The 19,172-nt window shown below is 66.8% G+C and carries 21 protein-coding genes and 1 pseudogene; 6 read left to right on the top strand and 16 right to left on the bottom strand.

From position 1 onward, the window contains the following. Window positions 1-140 precede the first annotated feature (140 nt). Window positions 141-794 (bottom strand): TetR/AcrR family transcriptional regulator, encoded by a 654-nt coding sequence (locus AC5Y31_RS06680; RefSeq protein ID WP_207511602.1) that lies wholly within the window; start codon window positions 792-794, stop codon window positions 141-143. A gap of 222 nt (window positions 795-1,016) precedes the next feature. Here AC5Y31_RS06680 and AC5Y31_RS06675 point away from each other — a divergent pair, with 222 nt between their 5' ends. Continuing rightward, window positions 1,017-2,189 (top strand): acyl-CoA dehydrogenase family protein, encoded by a 1,173-nt coding sequence (locus AC5Y31_RS06675; protein ID WP_499979129.1) that lies wholly within the window; start codon window positions 1,017-1,019, stop codon window positions 2,187-2,189. Between the two features lie 69 nt (window positions 2,190-2,258). Here the strand turns inward: AC5Y31_RS06675 and AC5Y31_RS06670 are convergent, their stop codons facing one another. From AC5Y31_RS06670 to AC5Y31_RS06640, 7 genes are read right to left on the bottom strand one after another with little or no spacing between them, the layout of a single operon-like run. Further along, entirely contained in the window at window positions 2,259-3,062 is an 804-nt protein-coding gene (locus AC5Y31_RS06670; RefSeq protein ID WP_499979128.1) for an acyl-CoA dehydrogenase family protein, read from the bottom strand. A 2-nt stretch (window positions 3,063-3,064) separates the two neighbouring features. Then, window positions 3,065-4,153, bottom strand: coding sequence for an acyl-CoA dehydrogenase family protein (locus AC5Y31_RS06665; protein ID WP_499979126.1), 1,089 nt, complete (start codon window positions 4,151-4,153; stop codon window positions 3,065-3,067). Then, window positions 4,150-4,572, bottom strand: a complete 423-nt coding sequence (locus AC5Y31_RS06660; protein WP_499979125.1) for a nuclear transport factor 2 family protein — start codon at window positions 4,570-4,572, stop codon at window positions 4,150-4,152. The genes AC5Y31_RS06665 and AC5Y31_RS06660 overlap by 4 nt, the downstream gene beginning before the upstream one ends. Continuing rightward, a complete protein-coding gene (locus AC5Y31_RS06655; RefSeq protein ID WP_499979123.1) occupies window positions 4,556-5,782 on the bottom strand; it encodes a metal-dependent hydrolase family protein in 1,227 nt (408 codons plus the stop codon). Before AC5Y31_RS06655 ends, AC5Y31_RS06660 begins: the two co-directional genes overlap by 17 nt. A 2-nt stretch (window positions 5,783-5,784) precedes the next feature. Continuing rightward, entirely contained in the window at window positions 5,785-6,108 is a 324-nt protein-coding gene (locus AC5Y31_RS06650; RefSeq protein ID WP_499979121.1) for a hypothetical protein, read from the bottom strand. Further along, window positions 6,092-7,381 carry an aromatic ring-hydroxylating oxygenase subunit alpha gene (locus AC5Y31_RS06645; RefSeq protein WP_499979119.1) on the bottom strand — a complete coding sequence of 430 codons (1,290 nt, stop codon included), beginning with the start codon at window positions 7,379-7,381 and terminating at the stop codon, window positions 6,092-6,094. The genes AC5Y31_RS06650 and AC5Y31_RS06645 overlap by 17 nt, the downstream gene beginning before the upstream one ends. A gap of 4 nt (window positions 7,382-7,385) precedes the next feature. Further along, window positions 7,386-7,931: a carboxymuconolactone decarboxylase family protein gene (locus tag AC5Y31_RS06640; protein WP_499979115.1), complete on the bottom strand. Its 546-nt coding sequence runs from the start codon at window positions 7,929-7,931 to the stop codon at window positions 7,386-7,388. A gap of 257 nt (window positions 7,932-8,188) precedes the next feature. On the opposite strand from AC5Y31_RS06640, the gene AC5Y31_RS06635 reads away from it, so the two are divergent. From AC5Y31_RS06635 to AC5Y31_RS06620, 4 genes are all read left to right on the top strand, one after another. Next, window positions 8,189-9,469, top strand: coding sequence for an amidohydrolase family protein (locus AC5Y31_RS06635; RefSeq protein ID WP_499979711.1), 1,281 nt, complete (start codon window positions 8,189-8,191; stop codon window positions 9,467-9,469). 111 nt (window positions 9,470-9,580) lie between these two features. Beyond that, entirely contained in the window at window positions 9,581-10,876 is a 1,296-nt protein-coding gene (locus AC5Y31_RS06630; protein ID WP_499979111.1) for a cytochrome P450, read from the top strand. After that, window positions 10,873-11,082, top strand: a complete 210-nt coding sequence (locus tag AC5Y31_RS06625; RefSeq protein ID WP_064854325.1) for a ferredoxin — start codon at window positions 10,873-10,875, stop codon at window positions 11,080-11,082. The genes AC5Y31_RS06630 and AC5Y31_RS06625 overlap by 4 nt, the downstream gene beginning before the upstream one ends. Then, entirely contained in the window at window positions 11,082-11,390 is a 309-nt protein-coding gene (locus AC5Y31_RS06620; RefSeq protein WP_064854326.1) for a DUF1330 domain-containing protein, read from the top strand. Before AC5Y31_RS06625 ends, AC5Y31_RS06620 begins: the two co-directional genes overlap by 1 nt. A 9-nt stretch (window positions 11,391-11,399) precedes the next feature. Here the strand turns inward: AC5Y31_RS06620 and AC5Y31_RS06615 are convergent, their stop codons facing one another. From AC5Y31_RS06615 to AC5Y31_RS06585, 7 genes and pseudogenes are all read right to left on the bottom strand, one after another. Further along, window positions 11,400-11,609 (bottom strand): ferredoxin, encoded by a 210-nt coding sequence (locus tag AC5Y31_RS06615; protein ID WP_499979100.1) that lies wholly within the window; start codon window positions 11,607-11,609, stop codon window positions 11,400-11,402. 11 nt (window positions 11,610-11,620) lie between these two features. Further along, window positions 11,621-12,823, bottom strand: a complete 1,203-nt coding sequence (locus tag AC5Y31_RS06610) for a cytochrome P450 (RefSeq protein ID WP_499979098.1) — start codon at window positions 12,821-12,823, stop codon at window positions 11,621-11,623. Window positions 12,824-12,943: 120 nt separating this feature from the next. Beyond that, the gene (locus tag AC5Y31_RS06605) at window positions 12,944-13,762 is read right to left on the bottom strand and encodes an NAD(P)-dependent oxidoreductase (protein ID WP_499979095.1); all 819 of its coding nucleotides are present in this window, start codon (window positions 13,760-13,762) and stop codon (window positions 12,944-12,946) included. Then, the gene (locus tag AC5Y31_RS06600) at window positions 13,762-14,646 is read right to left on the bottom strand and encodes an alpha/beta fold hydrolase (RefSeq protein WP_499979093.1); all 885 of its coding nucleotides are present in this window, start codon (window positions 14,644-14,646) and stop codon (window positions 13,762-13,764) included. The genes AC5Y31_RS06605 and AC5Y31_RS06600 overlap by 1 nt, the downstream gene beginning before the upstream one ends. After that, window positions 14,643-16,298, bottom strand: a complete 1,656-nt coding sequence (locus AC5Y31_RS06595; protein WP_499979091.1) for a thiolase C-terminal domain-containing protein — start codon at window positions 16,296-16,298, stop codon at window positions 14,643-14,645. Before AC5Y31_RS06595 ends, AC5Y31_RS06600 begins: the two co-directional genes overlap by 4 nt. A 2-nt stretch (window positions 16,299-16,300) precedes the next feature. Beyond that, window positions 16,301-16,504, bottom strand: a pseudogene (locus AC5Y31_RS06590) (ferredoxin); the annotation flags it as partial. Further along, window positions 16,501-17,799, bottom strand: a complete 1,299-nt coding sequence (locus AC5Y31_RS06585; RefSeq protein WP_499979089.1) for an NADH-ubiquinone oxidoreductase-F iron-sulfur binding region domain-containing protein — start codon at window positions 17,797-17,799, stop codon at window positions 16,501-16,503. The pseudogene AC5Y31_RS06590 and the gene AC5Y31_RS06585, both read right to left, overlap by 4 nt. Before the next feature lie 29 nt (window positions 17,800-17,828). Between AC5Y31_RS06585 and AC5Y31_RS06580 the strand changes: the two genes are divergently transcribed. Next, complete coding sequence (locus AC5Y31_RS06580; protein WP_301633530.1) at window positions 17,829-18,299, top strand: hypothetical protein; 471 nt, start codon at window positions 17,829-17,831, stop codon at window positions 18,297-18,299. Window positions 18,300-18,304: 5 nt separating this feature from the next. Here the strand turns inward: AC5Y31_RS06580 and AC5Y31_RS06575 are convergent, their stop codons facing one another. Further along, window positions 18,305-19,171 carry an alpha/beta fold hydrolase gene (locus AC5Y31_RS06575; RefSeq protein WP_499979085.1) on the bottom strand — a complete coding sequence of 289 codons (867 nt, stop codon included), beginning with the start codon at window positions 19,169-19,171 and terminating at the stop codon, window positions 18,305-18,307. Between the last annotated feature and the right edge of the window lies 1 nt (window position 19,172).

Raw genomic sequence — 19,172 nt, 5'->3', positions numbered from 1 at the left:
TTCGCAGAATGAGGTTATGCGTTTCGGCATGGGAAGTCCAGGGTTGGCGGTGCGACGCAAACCAGCGCCGGGGAAAGACCGTGTCGGGGCCGCCGGACGGCATCGGCTGCGGCGCCGACGGACGTGCGCCGGGCGGCCGCTCAGTTGCGCGCGAAGCCGTGTGCGCAGAAATCCCAGACCTCGTCAGCGGTCAGCGGCTTGACCGCCGGATCCGTTGAGGCCGGGCTGGATTGGGCGTTGAACATAACCGTCTGCATGATCATCGCGGCCACCCGCCGGGGGTTGGGCCCGGCGCGCAACTGCCCGGCGGCCGCCGCCTGTTCGGTCAGCTCGGCGAGCAACGCCAACAGCGGGGTATGGGCGACCTTGACCTCGGTGGGGTGGGTCAGCAGCAGGCTCGGGGCGAAATCGGTGAACAGCGGCCGTTTGGCGGCCGGGTCCGGGCGGGACGACTCGAACAGCAGCTCGACGGCGACCTTGAGGCGTTCCAGCGGGTCGGGATAGTTCGCCGTCGCGGCGCGGATCTGTTCGGCCGCCCGGCTCAGGGCGTCCTCGAAGAGCGCCAGCAGCAACTCGTGCTTGCCGTCGAACTGCAGGTAGAAGCTGCGCAGCGACTGCCGCGAGCGGTCGACGACTTCCTGGACGGTGAAGTCGGTGCTGCCCTTTTCGATGATGATTGACTGCGCAGCATCCAAAAAGCGTTGAACACGTTGGGCCGCACGTATTTTCGCCGTTTTGATCGAGCGTTCGACCGCGCGCTGCTTCCAGGCTGGTTCTTCGCTCGGGCTGGTCACCGGCACTCCGGCCTGGTGTGCGGAAGGCAAGGCACAGCGCAACTGTACTGGACGGTAACCTGCCGGCGCCGCAGGCCGCCGGCCAAGGGGTGACGATTCAGAGATCGCAACTTCTCCATTCGAGAATGATATTCTCATCCGTGCGTCTATGGAAGCGGACTCGCAAGATCCGAGCCGGTCCGCCAGCGGAAGACCCCGGGGCGCACGAGTCGAGGAGTGCCGGTGCAACTCACCTTTGATGCCGATGTCGAGAGTTTCCGCGCCGAGTTCTCGGCGTTCCTCGACGAGCACCTGCCGACCGAAGCCGAGGCGCTCGAGCGCTCCCGGTCGTGCTCGCACGTCCCCGAGTGGGCGCGGCGCTGGCAGCGCCTGTTGTTCGACAACGGCTGGTTGCTGCCCGGCAACCCTCCCGAATTCGGTGGCCGCAACGCCAGCATTCTGCAGCAGTACGTGCACTCCGAGGAGCTTTCCCGCCGGCGGATCTACCCCAGCTTCAACCCGCAGGGGGTCGGCATCATCGCGGCGTCCCTGCTGTCGTTCGGCACCGAGGAGCAGAAGCGGCGGTGGGCGGTTCCCATCCTGCGGGCCGAGATCACCGCCTCCTTGGGCATGAGCGAACCCGGTGCGGGCTCGGATCTGGCCGGATTGCAGACTCGCGCGGTGCTGACCGGCGACGACTTCGTGGTCAACGGCCAGAAGGTCTGGACCTCGGGCGCCCACGATGCCGACGTGTTGTTGACCTTCGTCCGCACCGACCCGGATGCCCCGAAGCACAAGGGCATCAGCGTGCTGCTGATACCGACCGACGCCCCGGGAGTGGTGCGACGGCCCTTCGCCTCGGCATGCGGCCACGACGACGTCGATTTCAATGAGGTCTTCTTCACCGATGTCCAGGTGCCCGCCGAGAACCTGGTGGGCCCGCTCAATGGCGGCTGGGGAGTGGCCAACGGCTCACTCGGCCATGAACGCACCCTGCTGTGGATGAGCTTCGCCGATCGGCTGCGCGACCTGATCCATGACCTGCGGCCGGTCGGGGCGCTGAACCGCGACCGGTTCGCCACCTTGTTGATGGACAACCAGGCGCTGGGGCTGCTCGGTTCGGTGGCCTTGGCGCAGGCGGCTCGCGGGGAGCAGGACGTCCCGGCGCTCTCGGTGCTCAAACTGCTGGGCTCCGAGGCGGTGCAGTCCGCCGCCGAGCACGCGCTCGACGCGGCCGGCAGCAGCGGGCTGACGCATCCGGCCAACTCGGGGACCTACACGCCGATGAACGAGGACTACGCGACGTCGAGCTGGTTCGATCGCTACCTGCGCAGCTTCTCCGGGACGATCGCCGGTGGCACCTCGGAGATCCAGCGCAACATCATCGCGCAACGGGTGCTCGGGCTCCCGCGATAAAACCAGCGCGAGCAGTCGCGAAAGCCCCCAAATCCGAGTGGATTTGGGGGCTTTCGCGACTGCTCGCGGTTAGAGATTGACCAGTCGGGGGGCCGAGCGGCGGGCTCGCAGGCCGCCGCCGGCCCGGCGGGTCAATTCCCGGGCGCTGCCGAGCAATCCGTCCAGGACCAGTACTCGCTCGATGTGGCGGTGCAGATCGTGTTCCGCGGTGAATCCGACGCCGCCGAGGACCTGCTGGCAGTGCTTGGCCGCGGTCAGCGCGGCCTTGCCGGCGGCGGCTTTGGCCAGCATGGAGGTCAGGTCCGGGCTTTCGCTGACGGGCACGGTGAGGGTGGCCTCGGCGCCCTCGATGGCGACCAGGGTTTCGGCGAGCCGGTGCCGGACGGCCTGGAAGGAGGCGATCGGTTTACCGAACTGCTCCCGGTCCAGGGCGTGCTGGCGGGCCAGCGCCAGCATTGCCCGCGCCGAGCCGACCAGCCACCAGCCCAGCGCGCGGCGCGCCTCACCCACCCGCATCAGTTCTCCGCCGGGCACTTCGCGCAGCGGCAGCCCGCCAAGAACGGGATTGCCCTCGTGAACGCTGCGTTCCCAGATCACCCAGCTGCCGCCGGCGTAAGGCATCGGGGGAGTGCCGCCGGGCAGGCCGCCGATGGTCTCCAGTATCACGTCGTTGAGCACCGAGGCGTGTGCCCCGGTCTCGCCGAGCAGCCGGAACACCAGCGGGATGGCCAGGTCCGGATCCTCGGAAAGCATTTCGGCCCAGCCGAGTTCGGCCAGGGCGCCATCCAGCTCGGCGCCGGAACACGACGCCATGGTCTTGCGCAGGGCATCTTCCAGCAGAGCGATCGACGCGGTGTCCATCCCGGTGGTCATCGTCACTCCTTCCCGAGGTCGAGCAGTCGGCGGGCGATGATGTTGCGCTGGATCTCCGAGGTACCGCCGTATATGGTCGCCGCGCGAGAGTAGAGAAACTCGGTGCGCCAGGATGATTCGTCGAGCTCGATGGTGCCCGGCAACATGTCGCGCGCCGTATCGAAGAGCTTCTGTTCGGCGGTGGCCAGCAGCACCTTGTCGATCGAGGTGTCCGGGCCCAGCCGGGTGCCACCGTCCAGCCGGTGCTGGGTGGCGCGGGACCGGCAGCGCAGTGTATGCAGCGCGAGGTAGGCCTCGCCCAGCTCGGCGTCGTCGGTCTCGGTCGTCTCGGCGATGAGTCGATCCATCCGCGAGTACAGGTAGGCGATTCGCTGCCAGAAGCAGGTGGAGCGTTCGAAGGGCAGCAGATCCATCGCGAGCCGCCAGCCGTCGCCGGGCTTGCCGAGCATGCGCTCGGCGGGGACCACCACGTCGTCGAAGTAGACCTCGCAGAACTCGTCCACGCCGTGCATTGTCCGCAGCGGGCGCACGGTGATGCCGGGGGTGTCCATGTCGACGAAGAATGCGGTGATGCCGTCATGTCCGGGGGCGGTGCGGGTCAGCAGGACGCAGCGCGTCGAATGCTGGGCGAAGCTGGTCCAGACCTTCTGGCCCTTGATGATCCAGTTGTCGCCGTCGGGGGTGGCGCGGGTGGACAGCGATGCCAAATCGCTGCCGGAGCCCGGCTCGGAGAAGCCCTGGCACCAGAGTTCCCGGCCGGACAGCAGCCGGGGCACCATCCCCGCAGCGAGCTCCGGTGGCGCATAGTCGATCATGGTCGGCGCCAGCACTTCCAGCATCGAGTAGGGGCCCGGCTCGGCGAGTCCGCGGCCGACGACCTCTTCGCCGACGACCGCCCGCAGCATCGCCGGACCGCCCAGGCCGCCGGCCTCGACCGGCCAGCCGTACCGCATCCAGTCGGCCTCATATAACGCGGCGCAGACCCGGCCGAACTGTTTGATGTGGGCTTCCAGGGAGTGATCCGTCCCCGGGGTCAGGTCGTTGTCGTCAAGCCAGGCGCGCAGATCTGCTTGGAATTCAGAGACATTCATTTCGATGAGGGGCGACCGATCGCGTGTGGGCGCCCGGAATCGTGGACACCGCTGCGGCGGATGAACGTCATCGCCCGGGTCTTCAACCGCCAGCCGTCCGTGGTGCGCACATAGGTGTCGTTGTAGTAGCCGATCCGCATGTCGTGGCTGGCGTGGTCGATGAAGCACAGCGGTTGGGTGCCGGTCGCGGTGTCGCCGTCGAGTTCGATCACCGGGGTTCCGGTCATGAATAAGCCTTTGGGTGCGGCGTCGACCAGTACCGGAAACCGGTCCAGCGAATAGGTCTCGCCGAAAGCACTGTAGGTGCCGTCCGGGGTGAACACCCCCACCAGTCCGTCGATGTCGCCCTGGGTGATCGTCACCGCGTAGCGGGCGAGTAGTTGCTGGATCTCGACGAGCTCGTCAGTTCTTGTTGACATACACTTGACCGCCTTTCATGACGAACTTAACGTTCTGGGTAACGCTGATGTCGGACAACGGATCTCCCGGCACCCCAATGATGTCTGCGAGTAGTCCCTCGGCCAGCCGGCCGCGGTCGGCTGCGTTGATCAGCTCGGCCGCCGTCACCGTAGCCGCCTTGAGCACCGCGGCGGGCGGCATGCCCCAGTCGACCAGGGTGACCAGTTCGTCGGCGTTGCGGCCGTGCGGGATCGCCGGCGCATCGGTGCCGACGGCGATCTTGACCCCCGCCTCGTAGGCGGCCTTGATCGAGGTGCGGGCCTTGGGGAACATCTCGGCCGCCTTGGCCTGTAGTTCCGGCGGAGCCTTGGAGACGTCCATCGCCTCGGCCAGGCGCCGGGTGGTCACCAGGAAGCGGTCGTGCTCAACGAGCATGGCGATTGCCTCGTCGTCCATCAGGAACCCGTGTTCGATGCAGTCGATTCCGCACGCTACCGCGTGTTTGACCGCTTCGGCGCCGTGGGTGTGCGCCGCCACTCGCAGCCCGCGCCGGTGCGCCTCGTCGACGATGACGCGCAGCTCTTCGTCCGAATAGTGTTGAGCGCCGGCCTCTCCGGTCAATGACATCACACCGCCCGAGCAGCACACCTTAATCAGCTGTGCGCCGTGCTTGATCTGGTAGCGGACCGCCTTGCGGATCTCGTCGACGCCGTTGGCGATGCCTTCTTCGATGGTCAGCTCCAGAACGCCTGGCATGAACGCCGCGAACATCGTCGGATCCAGGTGGCCCCCGGTCGGGGTGATCGCGTGACCGGCCGGCACCACGCGCGGGCCTTCGATCCAGCCGGCGTCGATCGCCTTGCCCAGTGCGACGTCGAGCAGGTATCCGCCGGTCTTGACGAACAACCCGAGGTTGCGCACCGTGGTGAAGCCGGCGCGCAGCGTGCGGCGCGCATTGCCCACCGCACGCAGCACCCGGGTCGGCGGATCATCCTGCACCTGGGACAGGCCGGGGTTCTCACCCCGGCCGCCCATCAGCAGGTTGACCTCCATGTCCATCAGCCCGGGCAGCAGGATCAGGTCACCCAGATCCAGCACCTCGTCATCCGTACCGGAGGCCGGGGCTTCGCCGATGCCGACGATCTTGTCGCCGTCGACCCGGATGACCCCGGGCCGGATGATCTCTCCGGAGTCGACGTCGAGCAGCCCGGCTGCCTTGAGCGTCAGCACCTTTAGACGACCGGTTCCTTGATGCAGTCGATCCAGGCCGCGCCGCTGTCCGGCACCCGCGGCTGCTTCCAGGCCTCGATCGGGAAGGAGACCATCACCAGCGACTGCATGAGGTGCATCAACGACCGCGCGTCCTCGGGCAGGTCATTCAGGTCGAACTTGTCCAGGTAGGTGATGGCGTCCTCGAGTCGCCCGAACGACGCGTCGTAGAACTCCTGCATCTCGCCCATGGTGGAGGCCAGCCGTTTGGCGTAGCGCTCCGGCTCGGTCGCCAGCGCCCAGTCGGCGTAGGGCTGCAGGTCAGCGAAGTCAGACGGTAGCGCCATTGGCGTGCTCCTTCTTGTACTCGGATACGTAGTCACGGGCGGTCTTGTGCAGGTGTCGAATCAGGACCTCCTGGTCGCACAACAAGAAGTCGTCCACGACCTTCGTGCCGATCATGCTCTGGGTTGCTTCCAGGGTGTTGGCGTCTTGCAGCGCGTACTCCTTGAAGGTCACCGCGGCCAATTCCTGGGCCAAACGCTCCCGGGCATTGCGCGGCGGCACGAAGTACAGGCTCGCTTCGAAGGTGTGTTTGTCGGCAGCGGTCGGCCAGTACTGGTAGGTCAGGTACCAGCCCGGCTCCCAGATGAGAATCATGAAGTTGGGGAAGAACACGAAGGAGTCGATGCCCCACTGCGGCACTCGCTTGATGTTCACCGACGGTGGCAATTCCTTGAGGTCGGCAATGAGGTCCGGCTTGTCCCAAGGGCCAAACAGTCCGCTGCGCAGCGCCCGGTCCAACGGCTTGACCATGTTGAGGTCGGCCGGCGGCGACTGACCACCCCACGTTGATTGCAGGCTGTGCGGTCCGGCCAGCTCGTAGTGCAGCGCTTCGTAGCCGAACTTCTGGATCTTGGCGGCCTCTTCCTTGGTGTACTGGCCCTGGTGCAGGATCGGCGCGTGGTAGAACTCGACGAACGCGTCGAGGAACAGCTTCCAGTTGCTGCCGATCTCGGACTTGTAGGAGTAGACCTCGGTCATCTCGCCAAACGGGTAGCCCTCGATGCCCTTGGCCAGGGATCCGAGGTATTCGTTGAGCGGGCCGGCGTTGTCGTCGAAGTTGACGAAGATGAAACCTTCCCAGACCTCGCAGCGCACCGGGACCAGGCCGTACTGGCTCTTGTCGACGTCGAAGAACTCGCCCTCCTGCTGGATGAACGTGAGGTCGCCTTCGAGGCTGTAGCGCCAGGCGTGGTACTTGCAGGTGAACTGGCGGCAGGTGCCCTCGGTCTCCTCGTTCGGGAAGTCGTTCCACACCAACTTGTTACCGCGGTGGCGGCAGATGTTGTGGAACGCCCGGACCACGCCGTCCTTGCCCTTGACGACGATGATCGAGGTGCCCTTGCACACCGAGGGCAGTTCCCGGGTGAAGTAGCTGCCGGTCTTGGGCAGCCGCTCGATGCGCCCGACGTGTAGCCAGGTGCGCTTGAAGATGGCCTCCTGCTCGTCGGCGAAATGCGCCGGATCGAACGAGTCGGTGTAATCGACCGGTTCGGTGCCGAGCTCGGGGTAGCTCTGTGTCCAGCTACCGGCTGCCGGTTTGGGGAAATGGGGCACGGTCTTACCTCTCTGATTCGGGTTCTTCATCGAGTTCAACGCCAAATGTGTTGAAGGCCATGGCCAACATGCTGTAGCAGCCGACCGTGAAGACGAGTTCCATCATTTGGTGCTCGTCCAGGTGTTGGGTGAGGACCGCCTCGGTGGCGGGGGACAGCCGCGAGGCCTCGTCGAGTTCGTCGGCCGCGTTGATCACCGCCTGGTGCAGCTCGTCGCGGCCGGCGCCGTGCTGCAGGTCTTCGATGTCGGAGTCGGTGAGGCCGGCCTGCTTGCCGATCGTGATGTGGTGCACCCACTCGTATTCGCAGCCGCGGCGGTGGGCGGTGCTCAGGATCGCGAGTTCGCGCAAGTGGCCGGGGAGCGTCCCGCGGTAGAGCAGCTCGACGTTGAACTTGAGGAACGCCCGGGCCAGCTTGGGGTGGTGCACCAGCATGGTCATGGCGCTGCCGGCACCGCGCGAGTTGCGCCGGTCGGCGGTCAGCACTTGGGCGAGAGCACGCTGAACCTCCTCGTCGTCCCACTGGGACGCCGACAGCGGGGTCAAGCGCATCGTTCCTCCTCGCGTATGAGAATCACATTCTCATATTTGACCAACAGATTTCCATGTTTCGCGCGATTGGTCAATACTGGGCTATCGACGCAGGTAGAACCGTGGGCAGGACTGGCCTGCGGTGTCGCCTGACTGTGGAGACCGTCCCGAACCGCCTGATCGCTGGAGAAGGTTGATTCTCCGAAAACGGGAAGCTAGTTTCCATGGGAGATGTCATTGGGCCGGCCGGCCGCGCCGGCCCGGATGGGAGGATGGCCGTGAACAAGGACGACATGATTTTGGTCAGCGTCGACGACCACACCGTTGAGCCGCCGGACATGTTCGCCAACCACCTTCCGCGCAAATACCTCGATGATGCGCCGCGGCTGGTGCACAACGCCGACGGCTCCGACACTTGGCAGTTCCGCGATGTGGTGATCCCCAATGTCGCGCTCAATGCGGTCGCGGGGCGCCCCAAGGAGGAGTACGGACTGGAGCCCCAGGGACTGGATGAGATCCGGCCCGGGTGCTACAACGTCGACGAGCGGGTCAAGGACATGAACGCCGGCGGCATCCTGGGCTCGATCTGTTTTCCGTCGTTCCCCGGCTTCGCCGGCCGGCTGTTCGCCACCGACGATCCGGACTTCTCGTTGGCGCTGGTGCAGGCCTACAACGACTGGCACATCGACGAGTGGTGCGGGGCGTATCCCGCGCGCTTCATCCCGATGGCGCTGCCGGTGATCTGGGATGCCGAGAAGTGCGCCGAGGAGGTGCGGCGGGTGTCCAAGAAGGGTGTCCACGCCCTGACCTTCAGCGAGAACCCGGCGGCTATGGGGTACCCGAGCTTCCACGACGAGTACTGGAACCCGTTGTGGCGGGCGCTGTGTGACACCAACACCGTGATGAATGTGCACATCGGGTCCTCGGGAAAGCTGGCCATCACCGCCCCCGACGCCCCGATGGACGTGATGATCACCCTGCAGCCGATGAACATCGTCCAGGCGGCCGCCGACCTGCTGTGGTCGCGGCCGATCAAGGAATACCCGGATCTCAAGATCGCCCTGTCCGAGGGCGGCACCGGGTGGATCCCGTACTTCCTCGAGCGGGTGGACCGCACCTACGAGATGCACTCGGTCTGGACCGGTCAGGATTTCGGCGGCAAGGTGCCCTCCGAAGTGTTCCGGGAGCACTTTTTGACCTGCTTCATCTCCGACCCGGTCGGGGTCAAGCTTCGCCAGGAGATCGGCATCGACAACATCGCCTGGGAGGCCGACTACCCGCACAGCGATTCGATGTGGCCGAACGCTCCCGAGGAACTGTGGAACGTGTTGTCGGCCAATAACGCCACCGATGCTGAGATCAACAAGATGACCCACGAGAACGCCATGCGCTGGTACTCGTTCGACCCGTTCGCCCACATCGCCCGCGACCAGGCCACCGTGGGCGCGCTGCGCAAAGCCGCCGAGGGGCACGACGTTCAGATTCGCGCGCTCAGCCAGCACAAGCACGGTGACCGTCAGGCGAACGCGTTGATGGACGCCGCGCGGTCCAACAGCTGAGCCGGGCCGACGTTGACGGGCACCCGCCCGTATGCGAGTCTGTTGACCACATGCGAGAATCGCATTCTCGGATATGAGAGTGTTCCTTGGAGGGAGTGCAGCCGGCTCGTGATGGATCCCGACACGATTGACTTCTTTCAGGACTCCGCGGTGGTGGCCGATCCCTACCCGTATCTGCGTGCGCTGCGGGAACGCTCGCCGGTCACCCGGGAGCCGCACCACAACGTGATGATGGTGACCGGTTGGGAAGAGGCCTGCGCGGTGGCCGGCAACGCCGAGGTGTTCTCCTCGTGCATCGCGGTGACCGGCCCGTTCCCCGGTTTCCCGGTGCCGCTGGACGGCGACCTGGGCGGTGCGACGGTGTCCGGTCTGATCGACAAGCACCGCGACGAACTGCCGTTCAGCGACCAGCTGCCGACGCTGGACCCGCCGACGCACACCAACCATCGGGCGTTGCTGATGCGGCTGCTCACCCCCAAGCGCCTCAAGGAGAACGAGGACGCCATGTGGGAGCTCGCCGATGCGGTGCTCGACGAATTCCTCGCGCCCGGCGCCGGTGAGTTCATCGGCGGCTTCGCGGCGCCGTTCACCTTGCTGGTGATCGCGGACCTGCTGGGCGTCCCCGACGAGGACCGGGACGAGTTCGTCAAGAACATGCACCACAACGTCGGCGGCGGGATCGGCAGCACCGATGCCAAAGCGCTGGCGCACAGTCCGCTGGAGTTCCTCTACGCCACCTTCGCCGACTACATCGCTGATCGCCGCAGCACGCCGCGCGACGATGTACTCACCGGTATGGCCGAGGCGACCTTCCCCGATGGTTCCGTCCCAGACCCGATGGATGTGGCCCGGGTGGCCGCCAACGTCTATTCGGCCGGCCAGGAGACCACGGTGCGCCTGCTCGGCTCCGCGCTCAGGATCATCGGGGAGCAGCCCGATATTCAGCAGCGCTTGCGCGACGACCGCAGCCTGATCCCGAACTTCATCGAAGAGGTGTTGCGTTTCGAGAGCCCGGTCAAGGGCGATTTCCGGCTCTCCCGGGTCGATACCGAAGTCGGCGGGGTCGAGATCCCCGCCGGCACAACGCTGATGGTGATCAGCGCCGGCGCGAACCGGGATCCGCGCCGCTTCATCTACCCCGACACCTTCGATCCCGCCCGCACCAACGCCCGCCAGCACATCACCTTCGGGCGCGGCATCCACAGCTGCCCCGGTTCGCCACTGGCCCGGGCCGAGACCCGGATCGCGATCGAGCGTCTGCTGGATCGCACCGCCGAGATCAGCATCTCCGAAGAGCGGCACGGTCCGCCCGACGCACGGCGGTTCAGCTACATTCCGACCTACATCCTGCGTGGTCTGATCGATCTGAACCTGGAGTTCACGCCCGCCGCGAAGGCCGCGCGATGAAGGCCTGGGTCGACCCGGACCGCTGTGCCGGGCACGGTATCTGCACCACGATCTGCCCCGAGGTGTTCGCCATCAACGACGACGGGTATTCGGAGGTCACCGTCGACGAGGTGCCGCCGCAGTTCGAGGACGCGGTTCGCGATGCCATCAAGCAATGCCCCGAACACGCCATCGACGAAGTCACCGATTCGCAAGAGGAGAACTGATGTCCAACGGGCCCAAGGGATATGTCATTCTGACCGAGGCCATCAACGACCCGTCGGGCATGGTCGCCTACGGTAAGGCCGCCCAGCCGACGATGGCCTCCGGTGGCGCGACGATCCTGGCCGTCGAGACCCAGCCCGAGGTGGTGGAGGGCGACTGGCACGGCAACCAGACCGTGGTCTTGGAGTTCGAATCGGTGGAAGCCGCCCGGGCCTGGTATCACTCCGAGGGCTACCAGCAGGCCGCGAAGCTGCGCCAGGCCGCCGCGGACTGCAACGCGGTCATCCTCTCTGGGTTCCCGGCGCGCTAGATCGCCGGGCTAGTCGTCGTCCTCGACGATCGACAGTGCCTGCCGGGGGCATCTCCGGACCGCTTCGAGGACATCGCGTTCGGTTTCCGGCGTGATGTCCGGCTTGAGGATGTGCAGGGTGTCCTCGTCATCAAGGTCGAACACCTCGGGGTTGATGCCCATGCAGACCGCATTGGCTTCGCACAACCCGTAGTCGACGACAACCTTCCGGGTAGTCATTCGCCGCGCCCCTACCGGACCACGCGCACCGGGACGTTGAGCCAGCCCGAGACATTCTGCATGCGCACCCGTTGCAGCCCAGCCCAATCCACCTCGTAGCGGGGCATGAAGTCCAGCAGCTTCTCCAGCGCGATGGCGCTCTCCATGCGGGCCAGTGCCGCGCCGAGGCAGCTGTGGATGCCATACCCCAGACCGAGGTGTTGTGCCTCGGTCTGGTCCCGATCGATATCGAAGGTGTCGGCGTCGGTGAATGCCTCCGGGTCCCGGTTCGCCGCCGCGTTCAGCAAGAACACCGGCTTGCCCGCCGGGATGATGCCGCCGCTGACCTGTGCCTCTTTGAGGGTGTACCGCACGTTGTATTGCACCGGGCCCTCGTAGCGCAGCAGTTCCTCCACGGCCGCTGGAACCTTGCTGCGGTCCTCAAGCAGCTTTTGCCACTGCTCCGGGTGGCGGGCGAATGTCACCGCGGCGGTGCCGATGAGCTTGGTGACGGTCTCGGCGCCGGCGCCGCCCAGTAGCGTTGCGAAGGCGGTGATCTCGATGTCATCCAGCCGGCGCATCTGGCCGTCCTCGCCAGGGATCTCGGCGGCGATCAGCCTGCTGAGCATGTCGTCCTGCGGGTCGGCGCGCCGCTCCTGGACCAGACCGTAGTAGTACACCGCGGTCTCCATGTTGGCCTGCATGCCCTCGGCGCTGGTCTCGATCTGCCCGGGCTCGCGGTGCAAAGAGGTGTCAATCCAGTGCCGCACTTGCTGGCGGTACTCGTCGGGAACGCCGACCATCCGGGTGATCACTTCCACCGGGAACGGCCCGGAGAATTCCTGCACCACATCGAAGCGGTCCGGGTCCGCGGCACCGAGGAATCGCTCGACCTGCTCGATGATGGTCTCGCGCTGCGCTTGGATGGCCCGGGGGGTGAACGCCTTGTTGAGCAGGCTGCGCAGGTGCCGGTGCTCGGGCGGGTCCATGAAGATGATGGATTTCTGCGGCGGTTCACCGGCCCGCACCATCGCCAGGTCACAGCCGCGCGACGACGAGTAGGTCTCGAAGTCCTTGAGCGCCGCGGCCACATCCTCGTGACGGCTCAGCGCGTAGAAGTCCTCATTTTCGTCGTAGTAGAGCGGAGCCTCGGCGCGCATTCGCCGGTAGATGTCGAAGGGGTCGTTGAAATACTCTTCAGAGAACGGGTCGAAGACGAGCTTCGGCTTGGTCATTGAATCCTCCTCAGCGGCAAGAAGCGGCTGGAAAAAACGCCGTGACCGGCCGTCAGACCGTAGGCCCAACTGTAAGACATACGGGTAGCTACCGGAAGGGTATTCGCCAAAGTCGCGCGATCATCGCGGGTGATCCATCAGCGACAGCGCGGCGTCGGCGGCGTCGAGAACCGCACCGGGAGCTGCCGCCGCCTGCTGCGCCAAATCGGCCACCAGCCGCACGTCCTTGCGCAACAGTGCCCCGGCCATTCCGGCGAGACGATCCAGGGTGCCGCCGGAACCCCGGATGCTGTTGAGCGCAAAGCTGTTCGAACTCCCGCGGCACACCACCTCGGCGAGTCGGCCGGCCGACACCCCGAGCTGTTCGCCCAGCGCCAGAGCGGTTGCGGCGGTGCCGAGATTCGCGGTGAACAACAGGTTGTTGAGCAACTTGGTTACTTGCCCCGATCCGATCCCACCGAGGTGCACGACGGGGTCGGCGTAGGTGTCGAACACCGGCCGGCACTTCTGCACCACGTCCTCGTCCCCGCCGACCATCACCAGTAGCGTTCCGGCTTCGGCGGCCGGCCCACCACCGCTGACGGGTGCGTCGATCACCGAAACGCCGTGGTCGGCACAGTGTTCTGCCAACCGGCGGCAGGTGTCGGGGTGCACCGTGCTGTGAATCGCGATGATCCCGCCGGGCTGCAACCCGGCCAGCACACCGTTGTCGCCGCGGACCACTTCGTCGACGTCGGCGTCACCGACCACGCACAGGCAGACCAGATCGCTGGCCCGGCCCAGCTCCGCCGGGGTGTCGGCGACGCCGGCCGCGGTGTCGGCGAAGGGTTCGAGGGACTCGGGCCGGCGGGCCCACAGCGTCGTGGCATAGCCGCCCTCGACGATGCGTCGCGCCATCGGCGCGCCCTGACTGCCAAGTCCGATGAAACCGACGCGCATCAGCTGACCTCCGAATCCTGTGCGGCGCCGGCGGTTGCGGCGCACTCCTCGACGAATGCCAGCACCGACTCGTGATAGCGCTGCGCACCGAAACCGACGCTGAGATTGTGTCCGGACCCGGGCTCGTCGTTGCTGGTGAAGCTCCGTGTGGCGGTGAAGATTTCGCGGATCTCGCGTTGCGCGGCCGGATCGGCAGCCCAGATCTTCTCGTGTTCGGCGAAGGTGAAGCGCACCGGAACGCGCACCTGGCCGGCCAGCGACGGGAAGGCGCTGCGCGGCCAAGCGGCCACCATGGCGGCCTCGTAGTTTGCGCCCGGAGAGGCCTGGATGATTCCGCGCAGCACCTCGTCGGGATACAACGAGGCCGGCTCCCAGAGCAGTTCGCGTAGGCCGACCGGTCGCTGGCCGGGACCGGCCTTGCTCAGCACGTCGCGCGCGGCTGCCTGGTAGTGCAGCCCGGTGCCGGCCAGTTCCAGGCCGAGCAATTCGTCGCCGCGTTCATCGGCTGTCATCCGCAGCGCCAGTTCGCACCCGTTGGAGTGGCCCAGAACGAACAGTCCGGCGCCCCGGTCCCGATCGCCGAGGATCCGCTCGACTGCCTGGTAGGCGAGCCGGACGCGCTGCTGCGGGTCGTCCATCGACTCCGGGTACAGCGCCGAAGCGCCGTAGCCTGGCCGGTCCAGGGCGATCACGGTGTACCCCAGCGCGGTACCGGCTCTCAGCAGGGACAGTTGCGGCTGGCCCGGGCAGTCGAAATACGCCGACGTCGTGCCGCCGCCGTGCAGGGCGACCACGACGGCGCGCGGCTCGGAAACTTCGGCCAGCAGCGCCGACATCGGGATGCCGTCGGCGCTGACCGTCCGCGGGCGAACTGCTGGGCTCATGTGTCGGTCCGCAGCAAGATGACCCCGCTGGGCGTCAGCCCGCCGCTGCTGGCCACCGCGACCCGCGCGCCGGCCACCTGACGTTCGCCGGCCTCGCCGCGCAACTGGGTGACGGCTTCGTGGATCAGCCCCATCCCGTGGGTGCGGCCGTGGGAGAGCTGACCGCCGTGGGTGTTCAGCGGAAGCACGCCGTCCCGGGCGATGTTGGTACCGCCGTCCAGAAAGCTCTTGGACTCGCCGATGCCGCAAAAGCCCAGCGCCTCAATCCAGGACAGGCAGTTGAAGCTGAACCCGTCGTAGAGCTCCGCGACATCGACGTCGGCCGGACGCAGACTGGTGCGCGACCACAGGTGGGCGGCCTGACCCAGCACCTGCGGCTCGTGGGTCAAAGTGCTCTGGTCCCAGTCGATCCGCTCGATGATCTGGGTGCCGACCGCCTCCACCAGCACCGGCGGCTTGGCCAGATCACGCGCGGCATCCACCGCGGAGACGATCACCGCCACCGCGCCGTCACAGGGCACATCGCAGTCGTAGAGCCCGAACGGGGTGGTGATCATCCGCGCGGACAGGTAGTCGTCCATGGTCATCGGATCGCGGTAGATCGCCGTCGGGTTCAGCGTGGCGTTGGCTCGCTGGTTCAACGCGATCCAGCCCAGCGTCTCGCGGGTGGTGCCGTAGCGGTGGAAGTGCCGTTGGGCGTTCTGCGCCAGCGTGTGGGCCGCCGAGATCGCTCCGAACGGCATCTGCCAGCCGGTGGTGCGCTGTCCGCCCGGTGGCGAGGCTTTACCGGCCTTGAGCAGCTCACTGAATGTTGATTCCCAAACGGTTCGGAAACACAGCACATGGCGCGCCAGTCCGGTGGCAACCGCCATCATCGCGGCAATGACAGAACCGCCGGGCCCGAAGGTGTCCATGCCGCCGTTGATCCATGTCGGGCGCAACCCCAAAGCGCCCTCCAGTGCCGTAACGCCGCCTTCGCCCATGCCGGCTACGTCCAAGCTCGGATACGTTGAGAGCCCATCGATGTCATCGAAGGTCAGCCCGGCATCGGCGACGGCCGCCTGGCATGCCTCCACGGTCAGCGCCAGCGGCGCAGCCATGAGTCGGCGACCCAGTCGTGAAGCGCCGATCCCGGTGATCGCCGACTTGTCTTCGAATTTGTCGGTCGTCACCATCGGCCGCACGTGCTGAGCGAAGTCCTCGGGGGCGATCTCGTCGGTGGGCAGCGGTTTGATTTCCGAACTGTCCGGCACCGGGCGGAACAGCGGCAGCCACACGTCCTCGATGTTCTCGAAGACGACCTCCACCTGCTGGCCTAGTTCCAGTCGGTCCGGATCGCAGTCGATGATGTTGGTGGTCAGCCGAACTCGGGGATCCTCGTTGATCGCGACCTGCGCCACCACGTAGGGCGCCGGCATGCCGGGCAGGCTGAACCGGTGGTTGACGGTGAACCCGGCCAGGGTGGCCTGCCCGGAGACCTCGCGCACACCCATGTTCGTGCCACGGCAATACCGGCAGACCGGCGCCGGCGGATGGATCAACGCCGAACAGTCCCGGCAGCCCTGCAGTCGCAGCACGCCGTCGGCGCCTGCGGTCCAAAAGAATTCGTTCTCGGGGGTGACCGCAGGAAGGGGGCGTCCGGGTGTGCTCATACGGCGTCTTCCTCGTTGATCTCGATGATGGCGTGCACCGGGCAGTCCAGCAGGGCACGCATGACGTCATGCTCGTCCGCCTCGTCCACCGTGCCGTCGCCGGTCAGAGAGGCATAGCCCCAGTCGTCCAGGGAGAAGTACTTCGGTGCGTGTTTGGCGCAGAACCCGAATCCGTCGCACATGGTGCGATCCAGCCGGATCTTCATGGCGTCACCTCCTCGACCGCGTAGGGACGTTCGGCCCGGAAGGCGCTACCGCCGCAGGTCGCACAGGCGCCGTCCAGGTGCTCGGCCACCGATTCCGGGAACCGGATCAACAGGCTCGCGGCCACATTGGTGGCGCCGTCCAGCGTGCCGCAGGCGCCGCGCCCAGGCAGTACCCCAGCCCAGCGGTGCAGCCGCTCGACCTCCTCGGCGGTCGCTGCCCCGTCTCGCAGCGCCTCGGCGACTGCCGCCATCGCGGCGGTGCCGTTGAAGCACGACCCGCACTGCCCGGCGTTCTCCCGCCCGAAATAGGCCAGCACCGAGGCCGCCACCGCGACCGGGCAGTCGTCGGTCAGCACCGCTATCGCGCCGCAGCCCAGGCCGCTGCCGCCGGCGCGCAGGGTCTCGTGATCCAGGGTGGCGTCCAGCGCTTCGCGGTTCAACAGGCCGGAGAAGTAGCCGCCCATCAGCAACCCGTGGACCTGGCCGAGCGGAACCCCGTGCAACTGCAGCAGTTCGGAGACCGCGATACCGTGCGGCAGCTCGTAGAGCACGGGCGGCCGGCCGCCGCCGGTCACCGTCGCCAGGAACGTTCCCGGGGACAACGCGGTCCCGGCCGAGCGGAACGCCGCCGCGCCGTGCCGCTGCAGATACGGAAGATTCGCCAGCGTCTCGACATTGGAGACCAGCGTCGGTCGCTGGGCAACCCCTTTCTGGTAGGGGCGTGGCGGTTTGTCGGTCGGCTTGGCCGGGCCGCCGTTGATCGCCCGCACCGCTGCGGTCTCCTCACCGGCCACATAACCCGCGCCGACGGTGAACACGCTGATCGTCATCCCGCCAAGGACTTCCGGGCCGACCTCGGCCAGCGCATCCTCAATGCTGCGGGCCGCTGCCGGGTCGGAGACGTAGACGTAGGCGCGGGTGGCGGCCACGGTGGCGGCCGCCAGACGTAGGCCGTCGAGCACCAGGTGGGGGCGGTTGCGCAGCAGCCAGCGGTCTTTGATCGACGCCGGTTCGCCCTCCTCGCCGTTGGCGACGACGACGGCGTCCCCGCCGCGGCGGGCGCTGGCGGCGCGCACCGACGCCAACTTGACTCCCAGCGGGAAGGCCGCGCCCCCGCGCCCAAGCAGGCCGCTGCGTTCCACCTCCTGAAGGAACGCGTCGGCGTCGGCGAGCGCACGGTAGCCGCCCGCGGCGAGGTAACTCGCACCATCCTCGATGCCCTCACGCAACAGACGCGGTGCACAGTCCGGCCAGGTGGCGACAGTGATATCCGGTCTCGCGGCAGTTGTCGTCATTGCCACCTCGTTTGGCTAGGCTCGCGGACGTGAGAACAGCGGTGGTGCGTGTCGACATCGACCCGACCGGGCAGCTGACCCGTGAGCAGTTGGCGGCCGGAATGGCGACGCTGCGTGACCTGGCCGGGCGGGCCGGCGTCGAGCTGGTGGAGACCGACGTTGCGGCGATGCCGGCGGGCCGGCGCCAGGTCCGGTTGTTGATCACCGGGGCCGACACCGACCTCGTCGACACCGGTACCCGCTTGTGCGCCAAGGCTTTCGACACCGCGCCGAAGCCCGGTGTGGTGACCTACGTGAGTAGGGGCACCGATGACGACGCGCACGGAGTGCTGGCTGGGCTGGGGCTGACCGGCGAGATCGGCCGGACACCGGGAGCGAACGGTCTGGACGTCGTCCACGTGACCCTGGCCGAACCGGACGTGGCGCGGGTCGGCGAGAGTCGCATCCACACCGCGCTGGAGGCGTCGCTGAACTGCGAGGTTCATATCCACAGCCGCTGAGGTCATCAGCGACCCAGGAATTCCAGGATGGCCGGGGCGGCCTGCACCCAGGTGTCGAACATGTTGAAGTGACTGACTTTTCCGGCCGCGCGCTCCTCGCCGGCCCGCTCCCAGGCGTCCTCCGGCCACGGCGGGTCGATCAGTTCGGATCCCTTGATCAGACAGCTCACCTCCAGCGAGGTGCGTTTCGGGTGATCCCAGTCGTTCTCGCCGCCGCGGATGATGAGCGTGGGAACCCTGATGCGGTCGAACATTTCGTCGTCGACGCCGGGAATCGTCTGCCCAGGCTTGGAGACGAAGGCGTTCAGCCAGCGCAGCATCACCTTGAGGAACTCGTCGGAGTCCAGCTCGAGCAGCCGCTGTTTGTTCGCCGGGTTCTCCTCGATGCGTTCCTGCCATTCGCGCAGGCCCACCAGCGCCTGGGTGCCGCCGCCGCGTACCGCCAGAATGTTGGGCACCACGTAATAGGACCCCAGCACGAAGGAGCCGTACACGCCGCCGACGATGTTCCACAGCACCAGCTTGGTGACCAGCTCTGGATAGAGCATGGTGGTCAGCATGGAGTCTCGGGCGCCGCCCGAGCCGCCGGCGATGATGCACGGCCCGGTGCCCAGAGCGGTGAGCAGTCCGTGCAACGTTTCGGCGCGCATATGCGATTCGGACTGGCCGTAGAACTGCACATCGGAAGCCCCGCAGTTGGGGCGGTCCCACAGCAGCACCCGGTAGCCACCCTCGACGAGTTTGTCGGCCAATGGGCACAGTCCGGGGATCTCCTTGGAGAACCGGCCGCCGGGGGTTAAGACGATCAGATCGCCTGCGTCGCCGAGGATCTCATAGACGACGTTTCCACCGTTGATTTCGACTGCGGGCACC

This window comes from Mycobacterium sp. NGS18, assembly GCF_059813185.1.
The sequence above is the reverse complement of the archived record's forward strand: the minus strand, read 5'-3'. Positions and strand labels throughout refer to the sequence as shown.

Coding starts and splice junctions, on each gene's coding strand:
- AC5Y31_RS06670 (WP_499979128.1), bottom strand. CDS start 3,062: ATGACCACCGGGATGGACACCGCGTCGATCGCTCTGCTGGAAGATGCC.
- AC5Y31_RS06665 (WP_499979126.1), bottom strand. CDS start 4,153: ATGAATGTCTCTGAATTCCAAGCAGATCTGCGCGCCTGGCTTGACGAC.
- AC5Y31_RS06660 (WP_499979125.1), bottom strand. CDS start 4,572: ATGTCAACAAGAACTGACGAGCTCGTCGAGATCCAGCAACTACTCGCC.
- AC5Y31_RS06650 (WP_499979121.1), bottom strand. CDS start 6,108: ATGGCGCTACCGTCTGACTTCGCTGACCTGCAGCCCTACGCCGACTGG.
- AC5Y31_RS06640 (WP_499979115.1), bottom strand. CDS start 7,931: ATGCGCTTGACCCCGCTGTCGGCGTCCCAGTGGGACGACGAGGAGGTT.
- AC5Y31_RS06630 (WP_499979111.1), top strand. CDS start 9,581: ATGGATCCCGACACGATTGACTTCTTTCAGGACTCCGCGGTGGTGGCC.
- AC5Y31_RS06625 (WP_064854325.1), top strand. CDS start 10,873: ATGAAGGCCTGGGTCGACCCGGACCGCTGTGCCGGGCACGGTATCTGC.
- AC5Y31_RS06620 (WP_064854326.1), top strand. CDS start 11,082: ATGTCCAACGGGCCCAAGGGATATGTCATTCTGACCGAGGCCATCAAC.
- AC5Y31_RS06615 (WP_499979100.1), bottom strand. CDS start 11,609: ATGACTACCCGGAAGGTTGTCGTCGACTACGGGTTGTGCGAAGCCAAT.
- AC5Y31_RS06610 (WP_499979098.1), bottom strand. CDS start 12,823: ATGACCAAGCCGAAGCTCGTCTTCGACCCGTTCTCTGAAGAGTATTTC.
- AC5Y31_RS06605 (WP_499979095.1), bottom strand. CDS start 13,762: ATGCGCGTCGGTTTCATCGGACTTGGCAGTCAGGGCGCGCCGATGGCG.
- AC5Y31_RS06600 (WP_499979093.1), bottom strand. CDS start 14,646: ATGAGCCCAGCAGTTCGCCCGCGGACGGTCAGCGCCGACGGCATCCCG.
- AC5Y31_RS06595 (WP_499979091.1), bottom strand. CDS start 16,298: ATGAGCACACCCGGACGCCCCCTTCCTGCGGTCACCCCCGAGAACGAA.
- AC5Y31_RS06585 (WP_499979089.1), bottom strand. CDS start 17,799: ATGACGACAACTGCCGCGAGACCGGATATCACTGTCGCCACCTGGCCG.